This window comes from Phytobacter sp. MRY16-398, assembly GCF_003925915.1.
Lineage (GTDB): Bacteria > Pseudomonadota > Gammaproteobacteria > Enterobacterales > Enterobacteriaceae > Phytobacter > Phytobacter diazotrophicus.
Window position 1 is genome coordinate 5,453,469 of record NZ_AP018756.1, and the last position, 12,718, is coordinate 5,466,186.

The 12,718-nt window shown below is 55.0% G+C and carries 13 protein-coding genes; 5 read left to right on the forward strand and 8 right to left on the reverse strand.

Annotated elements, in window-relative coordinates; all coding sequences use genetic code 11:
- Positions 1-22 precede the first annotated feature (22 nt).
- Together MRY16398_RS26645 and actP are read left to right on the forward strand one after the other, a co-directional pair.
- Entirely contained in the window at positions 23-337 is a 315-nt protein-coding gene (locus tag MRY16398_RS26645; protein ID WP_039077883.1) for a DUF485 domain-containing protein, read from the forward strand.
- Positions 334-1,983, forward strand: a complete 1,650-nt coding sequence (gene actP / locus MRY16398_RS26650) for a cation/acetate symporter ActP (protein ID WP_039077884.1) — start codon at positions 334-336, stop codon at positions 1,981-1,983. The genes MRY16398_RS26645 and actP overlap by 4 nt, the downstream gene beginning before the upstream one ends.
- Here the strand turns inward: actP and MRY16398_RS30735 are convergent.
- Together MRY16398_RS30735 and MRY16398_RS26655 are read right to left on the reverse strand one after the other, a co-directional pair.
- Positions 1,980-2,129 (reverse strand): hypothetical protein, encoded by a 150-nt coding sequence (locus tag MRY16398_RS30735; RefSeq protein ID WP_165159383.1) that lies wholly within the window; start codon positions 2,127-2,129, stop codon positions 1,980-1,982. The two genes, actP and MRY16398_RS30735, sit on opposite strands and share 4 nt — an antisense overlap.
- 72 nt (positions 2,130-2,201) lie before the next feature.
- Positions 2,202-3,767: a hypothetical protein gene (locus MRY16398_RS26655; RefSeq protein ID WP_125125502.1), complete on the reverse strand. Its 1,566-nt coding sequence runs from the start codon at positions 3,765-3,767 to the stop codon at positions 2,202-2,204.
- A 47-nt stretch (positions 3,768-3,814) separates the two neighbouring features.
- Here MRY16398_RS26655 and MRY16398_RS26660 point away from each other — a divergent pair, with 47 nt between their 5' ends.
- A complete protein-coding gene (locus MRY16398_RS26660; protein WP_125125503.1) occupies positions 3,815-5,113 on the forward strand; it encodes a Gfo/Idh/MocA family protein in 1,299 nt (432 codons plus the stop codon).
- Here MRY16398_RS26660 and MRY16398_RS26665 read toward each other — a convergent pair.
- Positions 5,110-5,799, reverse strand: a complete 690-nt coding sequence (locus tag MRY16398_RS26665) for an LrgB family protein (RefSeq protein WP_039077887.1) — start codon at positions 5,797-5,799, stop codon at positions 5,110-5,112. The two genes, MRY16398_RS26660 and MRY16398_RS26665, sit on opposite strands and share 4 nt — an antisense overlap.
- Complete coding sequence (locus MRY16398_RS26670) at positions 5,792-6,202, reverse strand: CidA/LrgA family protein (protein WP_103245048.1); 411 nt, start codon at positions 6,200-6,202, stop codon at positions 5,792-5,794. The genes MRY16398_RS26665 and MRY16398_RS26670 overlap by 8 nt, the downstream gene beginning before the upstream one ends.
- A 103-nt stretch (positions 6,203-6,305) precedes the next feature.
- On the opposite strand from MRY16398_RS26670, the gene MRY16398_RS26675 reads away from it, so the two are divergent.
- Entirely contained in the window at positions 6,306-7,226 is a 921-nt protein-coding gene (locus MRY16398_RS26675) for a LysR family transcriptional regulator (RefSeq protein WP_039077889.1), read from the forward strand.
- Between the two features lie 200 nt (positions 7,227-7,426).
- Here the strand turns inward: MRY16398_RS26675 and MRY16398_RS26680 are convergent, their stop codons facing one another.
- From MRY16398_RS26680 to soxR, 4 genes are all read right to left on the reverse strand, one after another.
- Complete coding sequence (locus MRY16398_RS26680) at positions 7,427-9,073, reverse strand: Na+/H+ antiporter (RefSeq protein ID WP_039077890.1); 1,647 nt, start codon at positions 9,071-9,073, stop codon at positions 7,427-7,429.
- Positions 9,074-9,214: 141 nt separating this feature from the next.
- Complete coding sequence (gene ghxP / locus MRY16398_RS26685; protein ID WP_039077891.1) at positions 9,215-10,564, reverse strand: guanine/hypoxanthine transporter GhxP; 1,350 nt, start codon at positions 10,562-10,564, stop codon at positions 9,215-9,217.
- Between the two features lie 306 nt (positions 10,565-10,870).
- Entirely contained in the window at positions 10,871-11,539 is a 669-nt protein-coding gene (locus MRY16398_RS26690) for a glutathione S-transferase family protein (RefSeq protein WP_108702188.1), read from the reverse strand.
- Positions 11,540-11,850: 311 nt separating this feature from the next.
- Positions 11,851-12,309, reverse strand: a complete 459-nt coding sequence (gene soxR, locus MRY16398_RS26695; protein ID WP_039077893.1) for a redox-sensitive transcriptional activator SoxR — start codon at positions 12,307-12,309, stop codon at positions 11,851-11,853.
- Between the two features lie 80 nt (positions 12,310-12,389).
- On the opposite strand from soxR, the gene soxS reads away from it, so the two are divergent.
- Entirely contained in the window at positions 12,390-12,713 is a 324-nt protein-coding gene (gene soxS, locus MRY16398_RS26700) for a superoxide response transcriptional regulator SoxS (RefSeq protein WP_125125504.1), read from the forward strand.
- Positions 12,714-12,718: the final 5 nt, after the last annotated feature.

Genomic DNA, 12,718 nt, shown 5'->3' on the forward strand with positions numbered 1-12,718 from the left:
CTTACCTCTGGAGAGTTCTGTGATGAATGACACCATTTATCAACGGATAGAAAACAATGCGCATTACAGGGAGCTCGTCGAAAAGCGGCAACGGTTTGCCTTCATTCTTTCCATCATCATGCTGATTATCTATGTCGGTTTTATTCTGCTGATCGCCTTTGCGCCAGGCTGGCTCGGTACGCCGATCTCTGCGGGCAGCAGCGTCACGCGGGGTATTCCGATTGGCATTGGTGTGATTGTGATTTCGTTTTTGCTGACCGGCGTGTACGTCTGGCGGGCAAATGGCGAGTTTGATCGTCTGACAAAAACCGTTCTGCAAGAGGTAAAAGCATCATGAAGCGTGTTCTGACGGCGCTCGCCGCCACACTGCCTTTTACGGCCAACGCCGCCGATGCCATTACCGGCGCGGTCCAACGCCAGCCAACCAACTGGCAGGCGATCATCATGTTCCTGATCTTCGTGGCGCTGACGCTCTATATCACTTACTGGGCGTCAAAACGGGTGCGTTCGCGTAACGATTACTACACGGCAGGCGGTAATATTACGGGCTTCCAGAATGGCCTGGCGATTGCCGGTGACTTTATGTCAGCCGCATCGTTCCTCGGGATCTCTGCGCTGGTTTACACCTCCGGCTACGACGGGCTGATTTACTCGCTGGGCTTCCTCGTCGGCTGGCCAATTATTCTGTTCCTGATTGCCGAACGTCTGCGCAATCTGGGGCGTTATACCTTTGCCGACGTCGCCTCATATCGCCTCAAACAGGGGCCGATTCGCACCCTCTCCGCCTGCGGTTCGCTGGTGGTGGTGGCGCTCTATCTGATAGCCCAGATGGTCGGTGCAGGTAAGCTTATTCAATTACTGTTCGGCCTCAACTACCACGTTGCGGTCGTGCTGGTCGGCGTGCTGATGGTGCTCTATGTTCTCTTCGGCGGTATGCTCGCCACCACCTGGGTACAGATCATCAAAGCCGTGTTGCTGCTGTTCGGCGCAAGCTTTATGGCCTTTATGGTGATGAAGCATGTCGGCTTTAGCTTCAATAGCCTGTTTAGCGAAGCGATGGCGGTTCACCCGAAAGGGGAAGCCATTATGCGTCCGGGCGGTCTGGTTAAAGATCCGATCTCCGCACTGTCTTTGGGCCTGGGGCTGATGTTTGGTACGGCAGGTTTGCCGCATATTCTGATGCGTTTCTTCACGGTGTCAGATGCGCGTGAAGCCCGTAAGAGCGTGTTCTACGCCACGGGTTTTATGGGTTATTTCTACATTCTGACCTTTATCATTGGCTTCGGCGCCATCATGCTGGTTGGGGCAAACCCGGCCTTTAAAGATGCGGCGGGCGCGCTGATTGGCGGCAATAACATGGCGGCGGTGCACCTGGCGGATGCGGTCGGCGGCAACCTGTTCCTCGGCTTTATCTCCGCTGTGGCTTTCGCCACCATCCTGGCGGTGGTTGCCGGGCTGACGCTTGCCGGCGCATCGGCGGTCTCTCATGACCTGTACGCTAACGTCATTCGTAAAGACGCCACCGAACGTCAGGAGCTGAAAGTCTCGAAAATCACCGTACTGGTGCTCGGTGTGGTCGCTATTCTGCTGGGTATTCTGTTTGAGAAGCAGAATATTGCCTTCATGGTGGGGCTGGCGTTCTCCATCGCGGCGAGCTGCAACTTCCCCATCATTCTGCTCTCCATGTACTGGTCAAAACTGACCACCCGTGGCGCAATGATTGGCGGCTGGCTGGGCCTGCTGACGGCGGTGATTCTGATGGTCCTCGGCCCGACCATTTGGGTACAAATCCTCGGCCACGCGCAGGCGATTTTCCCGTATGAATACCCGGCGCTGTTCTCTATCGCCGTAGCCTTTATCGGTATCTGGATTTTCTCGATTACCGACAATACGCAAGAAGGTATTCGCGAGCGTGAGCAGTTCCGTGCGCAGTTCATCCGTTCACAAACGGGTGTCGGTATCGCACAGGGCCGCGCCCACTAAGCCCCTCTGCCCCGGTCAGCCATGACCGGGGCGATATCACAGTTTTTCCCACCACAGGTGACAGACATCACCTTCTTTGCCGCCAAAAAGCCGATCCCTGTCACAAACATTTCCCCTGCTTTGTAAGCAACATCACGCTTTTGCATCTCCTGCCCCTTCCCGACACGCAGGTCGTCGACGGGTACACGACAGCCCGACGGCGCCCCTTTATGCTTATTTCACAGCGACGTCTCCAGACTTTCGGCAAAGGCCGCCAGACGCTGGGGGCTCAGCAGCAACGGCAGAAAGAGCGGGCTACCGGGTGGCGGATTGTTCACCCAGGCGGCGAGCGTATCGGCGTAGCGCAGCAGAGATTGCTGATGCTTTTCGAGTGCTCTGGCAGGCAGGGCATCGTCGCCATAATGATCGCGCCACAGCACATCGGTAACGACCTCTGTGACCCGGCTGAACATCTGGCTATAGATATCCGCATTGCGCCAGGCGGCCAGTAACGTCTCCATCGAATCATCCGGGCAGGTGATTCGCGGCAGCAGCTCGCGCAGGGTTTGTACGGCATTGGCCGCCAGGAAACAGGCGTTTTGCTTTTCCAGCGCAATAAGCTGGCGCTGTTCGCCGCCCAGGTCACGATCGTCCGGTGGCATCAGCGGCTGATATGCCTGCAGCCAGTTGGCGCTGCGCGTGTCCATATGCAGCAATTGTTGCGCCTGCGCCAGACTTTCCGGGATCTGGCTTTGGTAATGCAGGCGTCGCCCCAGCAGATTAGGGGTTTTACACAGCCAGTCGTAGCTGGAATGGAATAATGCGGCAAGGCGGGTTTTATCCTGCGGCTGACGAAAGCGCAGCCCATGCTGTTCGACCCAGTCGTCAAAAACGTGGCCCTGCGTCTGATTGGCCGCCGCCAGGCCCAGCAGATTGATGGCATTGACCGAATCCATGACGCGGCTGTCCGGTAGCCACTGCCAGCTTACCCGGCAGGTAATGGCTTCCACGCTGTTGTCCGTCGCGCCGATGGCCCAGCTCAGCCGTCCGCTGATTTCATCGGCAAGCCAGCACGGCAGTGCTGTCCAGCCGTAACCGATGCCAAAGAGATCGTATTCGATCCATTTTTTATGATCCGGCAGGGTGACGATATGCGGGTGATTGGCAAAACCGGGGTGGTAATCGAGCTCCGTGGCTTTGATCGAGGCGCGAACGTCATGAGGCAGCGTTGCCAGTACGCCCGACAACTGCTGGCGCGGCCAGGAGTCATCAATAAAGTCGCGCAGGATCAGTTTTTTTCCGGCGCCGCGCAATTGCCGCCAGACCTGACGCAGACTTTTTTGCCACTCTACCGTCTGAAAAGACGGGGTCGTCAGGCTAAGAATGATACCGCTCAGATGGGGCAATTCGTTTAATAACGGCGCCAGCGTTGTGGAATAAAAGTGGTTCCAGAAATCCGGCGTGCTTTTATCGTCGAAAGCAAACTCCGGGAATTTACGCTTAATAATATCGTCAGCGGGCGCGGCCTCCCCCTGCAACCAAAAAGACAAATTATTCGCCGCCAGATACTGGTTCACCCGTTTTAAATAGTGCAACGCGTAATGCTGTTGATGAATGAGATTTTCCACATTCAATTTCTGACTCAATGGCGAGGGCGTTGCCAGCAGTGAAAATAACTCCTGCTGATGAAGAATGATGCCTGTAAAGCCGTGTTGCTTAGCGCTTTCAACACCTTGCATCAACCATGGCCAGTGCCAGATAAAGGTGCTGTTGAGTTCCATTAATTGATGGGCAATACGTTTCATGACTTCATCCAGGTCATTTACTCTCACAGATAATAATTGAGGATAGTATGAAAAAATATGCCCTGGTCGGCACAGGTGGGCGCGCCGGATTATATATTTCTGCGATCGGCGGTCAGTGGAAAGACAATGCGCAACTGGTGGCGTTTTGCGATACCAACCAGACGCGAATGAATTACGCCAATACATTATTAAAAAACGAAGGCGCTGCTCCGGTATCCACCTGGAAAGCCGCGCAATTCGAGGCGATGATCCGCGAGACGCGTCCGGACATTATTATCGTCACCACCATGGACCGCACCCATGACGACTATATCGTACGGGCGCTGAAAGCGGGCTGCGATGTGATCACTGAAAAGCCGATGACCATTGATGAAAAACGGGCGCTCCGTATTCTCGATGCCATTGAAGAGACCGGGCACACCGTTCGCGTGGCGTTTAATTACCGCTATGCGCCGCACCACAGCAAAGTGCGCGAACTGCTGATGAACGGCACCATTGGCGAGGTTTACTCCGTCCACTTCGAATGGCTGCTCAACACCGAGCACGGCGCCGATTATTTTCGCCGCTGGCACCGGGAAAAACGCAACAGCGGCGGTTTACTGGTCCACAAATCCACCCACCACTTCGACTTAATGAACTTCTGGCTCGATAGCTACCCGGAGCGCGTCTACGCCGAAGGCAGTCTGCGTTTTTACGGCAAAGAGAACGCGGAAAAACGGGGTGTGACCGGGTTCTACCCACGCGCCCACGGCTATGCGACGGCCAAAGAAGACCCGTTTGCGCTGCACATGGCGGACAATCCGCAGCTTAAGGCGCTCTATCTGGACGCGGAGCATGAAGATAACTACTGGCGCGATCAGAGTGTATTCAGCGATGGTATCACCATCGAAGATACCCTTTCGGTGCTGGTGAAATACCAGAACCAGTGCCAGCTTAGCTATTCGCTGAATACGTATTTGCCCTGGGAAGGGCTGAATGTGGTGTTTAACGGCAGCGAAGGCCGACTGGAGATGAAAATCGTCGAAAAATCGTATGTGAACGCCGGGGGCGAGCGCGCAAACGAGGGAAGTCTGGAGTCCTGCAATATTACTGTCTTTCCCATGTTTGCCGCCCCCAGGGAGGCCAGTTTTACCCTCGGCGAGGGCGGTCACGGCGGCGGTGATAACGCGATGCTTGCCGATCTGTTCGGCACGCCGGGTAACGATCCGCTCAGGCGTGCCGCCGATCACCGTGCCGGGGCAATGTCGATCCTGACGGGCATCGCGGGCAATATTTCCATGCAGCAACAGCGCCCGGTCAATTTCCGTGAGTTCGAACTGGTATCGCGTTTGAAAAAACAGGGCTAAAACAGTAGCCGCGCCACCAGCGGCGCGGCCAATACCGTCACTACGCCGGAGAGCATCATCACCAGGCTGGCGACGACGCCTTCCTGCTGGCCCAGCTCGTAGGAGCGGGCGGTTCCCGCGCCGTGAGACGCCGCACCAAACCCAGCGCCTTTTGCCATCCCTTCGCGAATGGAGAGGCGCAAAAAGAGCACATCCCCCACCGCCATGCCGAATACCCCGGTAATCACCACAAACAAAGCGACCAGATCCGGCTGTCCGCCCAATGGCCCTGCCGCCGCAAGCGCAAACGGCGTCGTCACCGAACGCACCGCCAGGCTGCGCTGAATGTCATCCGGCAGGGTAAAGAGACGCGCCAGCCAGACCGAGCTGGTTACGGCGACCACCGTTGCGGTGATAACGCCCGCGGAAAGCGACATCCAGTGGCGACGAATCACCGCAAGGTTGTCATACACCGGTACGGCAAAGGCGATGGTCGCTGGCCCTAACAGCCAAAGCAGCCAGTGAGATTCACCGATATAACGCTGCCAGGAGATATGCCCGAATACCAGGATCAGCACCAGTAATATCGGGGTGAAGACTAACGGCATTAACGGCAGTTTATGGAACCGGCGGTACAGGCGCTTATTGAGAAAATAGATAACCAGCGTCATGACCAGGCAGAGCACGCTCAGGGCAAAATCATTCATGATTCAGCCTGCTGATTTCGAAGCGATAAACCTTATCAACCACCCAGGCTGTGGCCCCCAGCACCATCAGGGTACTCAGGGCAATCACGGCAAAAATACGCCAGCCGTCCACCATCAAAAGCTGAGTGTAATTCACCACGGCGACAACGGCAGGCACAAAGAACAGTAACATTTCGGCCAGTAGCCAGCGCGCGCCGGCCCTCACCCAACTCAGGGGAACCACGCGACAGACAATCAGCGCCAGCATCAGGATCATGCCAACCAGGTTAGCGGGAAGGGGAAGATGCAGCCACTGCACCAGATATTGCGCCACGATAAACAGCCCGGCATAGATAACAACCTGAACCGGCACCTGCAGTCGACGCACAATGGCAGGCGTAATACGACCTAACGCCATATCCATAGATAATTCTCGCGGAAATGAGACAGAGAGCACAGTATAGGGAGCCGCTACTCCATACTGAAATGAATTAAACTCATCGCAGGCATAGTTTAAAGGAATAATTATGGACATCAGAACGCTGCGCTATTTTGTGGAAGTGGTGCGCCAGCAAAGTTTCACTCGCGCAGCGGAACGGTTGTTCGTCACTCAGCCAACAATCAGTAAAATGTTGAAAAATCTTGAAGATGAGCTGAACTGCACGCTACTCATTCGCGATGGGCGCAAATTACTTCTCACCGATACCGGGCGCGTGGTGTTCGAGCGCGGGCTGGCGATCCTTGCTGAGTTTCGCCAGCTTGAGGCAGAACTTGGTGATATCAACCATTTAAATAAAGGGCTGCTGCGCCTCGGCATCCCCCCCATGGTCGGAATGCTGATGGCCGGGCCGATAGGCCTGTTTCGCCAGCGCTATCCCGGCGTTGAGCTGAAAATTTCCGAGTTTGGCGGCCTGACGGTCCAGCAGGCGGTCACCAATGGCGAACTGGATCTGGCGATGACCGCCCTGCCCGTCGAGGAGGATAGCGGCCTTTCTACCCTGCCGCTATTCAGCCATCCGCTCTGTGTGCTGGTGCCGCGCTCCGGCGACTGGCTCAATATTCAGTCCATCACACCTGAACAGTTGGCCGGGCACCCGCTGCTCATCTATAACGAAGATTTCGCCCTCAGCCGCCAGCTTATGCAGCTCTTTAACGACCATGGCGTGAAGCCGCGGATTGCCGTGCGTAGCGGGCAGTGGGATTTCCTGGCTGCGATGGTACAGGCCGGCGTAGGGATCGCGATTTTACCGGAGCCCATTTGTCAGCGCCTGGATAAACAGACGCTGCGCTGGGTTCCGCTGGAGAGTGATTTACGCTGGCATCTGGGGATGATTTGGCGTGAAGGAAGCTATCTTTCCCGCAGTGCACAAGCCTGGCTGCAATGCTGTGAAGGGTTCTGGGTGAATATGGATATTGCGGATGTGCCGCTGGGCGAAGGAAAGAAGTAATCAGACCGGGAATGCCCCGATAAGTGCATGCTATAGCCACAGCGAGCACAATTCATTGTCTTCTCCCCTTTGGGGCGAGGAGGATAAGGTGAACGGAATGACCATCAGAGCCGCATTTTCCCCCTCACCCTGGCCCTCTCCCCAAAGAGGAGAGGGGACCGTTCGTGCTCGCTTTTTTGTGGGGATAAGGGAAAGGAAACTTACTTTTTCTCGATTAACAGCGCTTCCATCAAATCAAGATCGTGCAGCATCTTCTGTAACGTCTCATTGCTGATTTGCCGTGTCGCGCGCAGATGGTAAAGCTCGGCGCGTTCCGCACGCAGGGCTGCCAGGCGGAAACGGCGTTCAAGGTTCTCTTCCAGCAGCGAGCTTTCTGCGTTATTACGCCCATCCGCACGACGACGCAGATTACCAATCACCCTGGAACTCACTTCGGTGAGCAGTTGGTTGTCGATATTCTCTTCCGCATCGGCCGCCATACGCTCTTCCATTTTCTGAATCGCGACAATCGCTACCTCGGCAATCATCGCCCGCGCCTGTCGTTCTTCATTGTACTGCTGGGAATGGTCACGCACTTCAATATGCTGCAACAGAGACGGCAGCGCTACAACGCCAACAAACAGCGAGAACAGAATCACCCCGGCGGCAAGGAACACCAGCTCATAACGTGCCGGGAAACCGATGCCATCAGGTAAAAACAGCGGAATAGACAGCACACCGGCCAGCGTAATCGCACCACGCACGCCTGCGAAGGTGGCAATCAGCAGCTCACGCGTACTCCAGGAGCCGAACTCCATCGGTTTTTTGTGCAAAAAGCGCACGCTGAATCTTTTCATCGTCCACAGCCAGCCAAAACGTACCAGCATCAGCGCGCAGTAAATCAGCACGATATCGGTAAACAGCATCCAGGTTTCCACATTCGGATCGGCTGCTGCTGCTGCCAGCGACGATTCGAGAATGCCCGGCAGTTGCAGGCCTAACAACAGGAACACCATGCCGTTAAAGACAAACTCCAGCATCGCCCAGGTGCTGTTGGCACGCAGACGCATAGCGAGCGGCGCGGTGCGCATCACGCCGGAGCGGGTAATCGTCATACCGGCGGCCACCGCGGCAAGGATACCGGAAAAGCCAATGTGTTCCGCAATCAGATAAGAAGCGAACGGCAACAGGAACAGCAGCACGATTTGTGTAGCGGGCTCATCCCCCCCCCAGCGACTCAGAAAACGCAGTGAACGACCGTACAGCCAGCTCACCACGAACCCGGCGAAAATGCCGCCAATCGCCACCTTCAAAAATTCAACCGTCGCGCCGCCAATGGTAAACACCATCGTACCCATCGCTACCGACACGGCGAATTTGAGCGAGACCAGACCGGATGCGTCGTTCATCAACGCTTCGCCCTGTAAAATCCCCATGATTTTCTTCGGAATACGCCCTTCTCCCACAATGCCAGACAGCGCCACCGCATCGGTGGGCGACAGCACTGCCGCCAGGGCAAAAGCCGGCACCAGAGGAATGCCCGGAACCAGCCAGTAAATCAGAAAACCGATCCCGACGACGGTGACTACCACCAGCGCCAGCGCCAGGCCAAAGATCTCCCGACCATGTTCAAGAAATTCGCGCGTGGGCGTTTTCCAGCCATCGGCAAACAGCAATGGCGGAATAAACAGGACGAGGAACAGCTCCGGATCGAACTCCACATGCAACCCGAACGTGGGGAAAGCCAGTAGCGCGCCAATGGCGATTTGCATAAGAGGAAGTGGGATCTGAAATGGTATTACTCGCGTGACCACGCCCGAGAGCGAAACCACTAAAGTCATGATGAGGATGGTAAAAAAGATTTCCATGCGTTCCCTGTTTGCGATGTTTTTATTAAGGCGTCATGCCTTGATGATAGAACATTCAGCTTAACGCAAAGGAAACAGGATGTGCGCAAAAAATGAAAACGGGCGGCCTGAGCCACCCGTTGTACACATGAGACAAGGGAATTAGATTGCCCAGCCGCCTGCGTAGAAGATAACCAGCGCCACGGCGATAACCACGGTACCGATATTCAGTTTACGGAAATCACCTGAGACCACGCGGCCAATGACCAGAGAGGCAAAGCCGATCATGATGCCGGTAACGATGTTACAGGTCAGCACGATGAATACTGCGGTGATAAGACCGGACATCGCATCAACAAAGTCGGCAAAGTCGATTTTCGCCACGTTGCTCAGCATCAGCAGACCTACGTACATCAGCGCTGGCGCAGTCGCATACGCCGGAACCAGGTAGGAGAGCGGAGAGAGGAACAGAATCAGCAGGAACAGCACGCCAACGGTGATCGCTGTCAGGCCGGTTTTACCGCCTGCCGCCGTACCTGCCGCAGACTCGATGTATACCGCCGCTGGCGCCGCGCCCACCAGACCGGAGAACACGCTGCTCAGAGAGTCGGTGGTCAGCGCTTTGCCGCCATCGATAATCTGGCCGTCTTTATCCAGCAGGTTCGCCTGACCGGCTACCGCACGGATAGTACCGGTCGCATCAAACACCGCCGTCATCACCAGCGCCAGTACGCTTGGCAGCACGACAGGGTTCAGCGCGCCAACGATATCCAGGCTGCCGATCAGGGAGTTGCCTTTGTCATCGCTCAGCGATGGCATAGCGAAAATACCGGAGAAGTGCACGCTCGGGTCGAAGATGAGTCCGACAATAGAAACACCGATGATGGTCAGCAGGATGCCGCCCGGCACTTTCAGTTTTTCCAGACCGATGATAACCGCAAGGCCAATCAGCGACATGATCACCGGGAAGCTGGCGAAATGACCCAGCGTGACGGGCAGGCCGTCCAGCGGATTCTTGATAACCAGACCCACGCCGTTCGCCGCGATCAGCAGCAGGAACAGACCGATACCGATACCGGTGCCATGCGCAACACCTTGCGGCAGGTTGCGCAGGATCCAGCTACGAATACCCGTTGCGGAAATAACGGTAAACAGCACACCCATCAGGAACACGGCACCCAGAGCGACCGGAACGCTGATATGTTGGCCCAGCACCAGGCTAAACGCGGTGAACGCGGTCAGAGAGATAGCGCAACCGATAGCCAGTGGCAGGTTTGCCCACAGGCCCATGACGATCGAACCGACACCAGCAACCAGACAGGTAGCGACAAACACCGCCGCTGGCGGGAAGCCCGCTTTACCGAGCATGCCAGGCACAACAATAACGGAATAGACCATCGCCAGAAACGTGGTTAACCCAGCAACGATTTCCTGACGAACAGTACTGCCGCGAGCAGAAATTTTAAATAAGGCGTCAAGCGAACCGCCGGTACGCGCAGAAGGCGTAGACATAGGAAACATCCCCTGAGAGTTTTTATCTTTCGTTGATATGCGAGGCGGACAGTGTCCACTGCCTGTTAAACGTCGTCTCCCTGAGCTGCGATGTGACGAAGGGGTGTCACAAAAAGCAAACGATTAACTCCGCGCATACAAAACGGTTGGTCAAAAAAGGCAAACGATTATCCAGCGTTTAGATACCGCTTTTCAACTGAACTTTGCCGCTTTTTGCTAATTTTCGCTTATGACGACGAAGAATTGACCGACCGATGCGCAAACGTTATCGTCCCTGCGCAACTTTGCAACATTTCGCGATCAATATTACGTACCGGGGAGATCCAAAGGGCCGCCCTGCTCAATCGCCCGTTGCCAGGCCGGGCGCATTTCAACTCTCTTTTTCCATGACTGGGTATGCGGAAGATCGGCAATGCCGCCGCGTGACAGCAATGCGAAAATCGGAAAACTCATCTGAATGTCGGCCATGCTTAACTGCTCTCCGGCAAACCAGGGCTTCACGGCCAGTTGCGACTCGATATAACGCGCGTGGGTTTCAATTTGCTTGTTTAGCCAGGCTTTCTGGATGCCCTGACCAAGCATTTTTCCTATCGTTCGCACACCAAACGGTACGGGTGGTTTACCGAGGCTGGCAAAAACCAGCTTCATCAATAATAAAGGCATCAGCGATCCTTCGGCGTAATGCAGCCAAAAGCGATACTGCTGACGCATCTCTCTATCTTCAGGCTTAAGCAGGCTGTTTGTATCGTAGGTCTCCTGCAGGTATTCCAGAATTGCGCCGGATTCAGCGAGGATCAGACCGTCGTCTTCCAGTACCGGTGATTTGCCCAGCGGGTGCACTTTCTTAAGTGACGCAGGAGCCAGCATGGTTTTTTCACGTTGATAATGAATGAGTTGATACGGTAAACCCAGTTCTTCCAGCGCCCACAGAATGCGCTGAGAACGAGACTGGTTCAAGTGGTGAACTTTAAGCATGACAGGCTCCCGCTGAGTTATTCGAATTAACTATAGAAAAGCTTGCTCTTTGGATGAAAAATTTCCTAAAAAAAAGCGTCATGATGTGGCGAATTTTTCGCCATTGCCTAGACTAAAAGTGTCAGCACAATCCGGAACCTCCAACATGATGAGGGGTGCTGATGTCGGGGGAAACCCTCCCATAACAGAATGGGATAGAGAGAAAGACAAAGACCGGACCGACTAAAGCGCCCCAGTTGGGCGCTTTAGTTTTTTGTATTGCTGTAGCCCCGGTAAGCGACAGCGCCACCGGGGGGAATATGTTTCTTTAGCTAATCGCCTTCCAGCAGCCTTGCCCCCGTCCCCTGAGCGCCTAACTGGTCTCCTGGGTTTCGCAGCGGGCAATCACTATGCGACAGACAACCACAGCCAATACACCCATCCAAATCATCACGTAACGCAACCAACGTGTGAATACGCCTGTCCAGTTCCTCGCGCCACTGGGACGAAAGGTGCTTCCACTCTTTCGCGCTCAGCGTATGTCCTTCCGGCAATACGCCAAACGCATCGCCGATGGTCGACAGAGGAATACCAATACGCTGGGCGATTTTAATGATCGCCACATAGCGCAGCACATCGCGTGTATAGCGCCGCTGGTTACCGGCATTACGGGTACTTTTTATAAGCCCTTTGCTTTCATAAAAATGCAGCGCGGAAACGGCCACCCCGCTGCGTTTCGCCACTTCACCCGGCGTGAGCAGCGCCTTGAGACGCGGTGTTCTCTTTTCCATAAAACCTCTTTACCTCAAGTTAACTTGAGGAATTATACTCCACCGCAGACAAAACGACGAATCGAGAAAGAGGCAGCTCTATGTCCCATCAGCAAATTATTCAGACCCTTACGGAATGGATTGATGAACATATCGACCAACCGTTGAACATTGATGTAGTCGCCAGAAAGTCAGGTTATTCAAAATGGTATTTGCAGAGAATGTTTCGTACCGTGATGCATCAGACGCTGGGAGATTACATTCGTCAGCGCCGTCTGTTAATGGCTGCGGAAGCACTGCGTACTACGCGGCGTCCCATTTTTGATATTGCGATGGATCTGGGCTACGTTTCACAACAAACGTTTTCACGCGTGTTTCGTCGGGAATTTGATCGGACTCCCAGCGACTATCGCCACCAGGCGTAAGTGTC

What these genes read in the sequence shown, in the direction of transcription:
- ghxP (WP_039077891.1), bottom strand. Translation starts at nt 10,564, where the DNA reads ATGTCTACGCCTTCTGCGCGTACCGGCGGTTCGCTTGACGCCTTATTT.
- MRY16398_RS26665 (WP_039077887.1), bottom strand. Translation starts at nt 5,799, where the DNA reads ATGAATGATTTTGCCCTGAGCGTGCTCTGCCTGGTCATGACGCTGGTT.
- soxS (WP_125125504.1), top strand. Translation starts at nt 12,390, where the DNA reads ATGTCCCATCAGCAAATTATTCAGACCCTTACGGAATGGATTGATGAA.
- MRY16398_RS26675 (WP_039077889.1), top strand. Translation starts at nt 6,306, where the DNA reads ATGGACATCAGAACGCTGCGCTATTTTGTGGAAGTGGTGCGCCAGCAA.
- MRY16398_RS30735 (WP_165159383.1), bottom strand. Translation starts at nt 2,129, where the DNA reads ATGCAAAAGCGTGATGTTGCTTACAAAGCAGGGGAAATGTTTGTGACA.
- actP (WP_039077884.1), top strand. Translation starts at nt 334, where the DNA reads ATGAAGCGTGTTCTGACGGCGCTCGCCGCCACACTGCCTTTTACGGCC.
- soxR (WP_039077893.1), bottom strand. Translation starts at nt 12,309, where the DNA reads ATGGAAAAGAGAACACCGCGTCTCAAGGCGCTGCTCACGCCGGGTGAA.
- MRY16398_RS26690 (WP_108702188.1), bottom strand. Translation starts at nt 11,539, where the DNA reads ATGCTTAAAGTTCACCACTTGAACCAGTCTCGTTCTCAGCGCATTCTG.
- MRY16398_RS26680 (WP_039077890.1), bottom strand. Translation starts at nt 9,073, where the DNA reads ATGGAAATCTTTTTTACCATCCTCATCATGACTTTAGTGGTTTCGCTC.
- MRY16398_RS26660 (WP_125125503.1), top strand. Translation starts at nt 3,815, where the DNA reads ATGAAAAAATATGCCCTGGTCGGCACAGGTGGGCGCGCCGGATTATAT.
- MRY16398_RS26655 (WP_125125502.1), bottom strand. Translation starts at nt 3,767, where the DNA reads ATGAAACGTATTGCCCATCAATTAATGGAACTCAACAGCACCTTTATC.
- MRY16398_RS26670 (WP_103245048.1), bottom strand. Translation starts at nt 6,202, where the DNA reads ATGGATATGGCGTTAGGTCGTATTACGCCTGCCATTGTGCGTCGACTG.
- MRY16398_RS26645 (WP_039077883.1), top strand. Translation starts at nt 23, where the DNA reads ATGAATGACACCATTTATCAACGGATAGAAAACAATGCGCATTACAGG.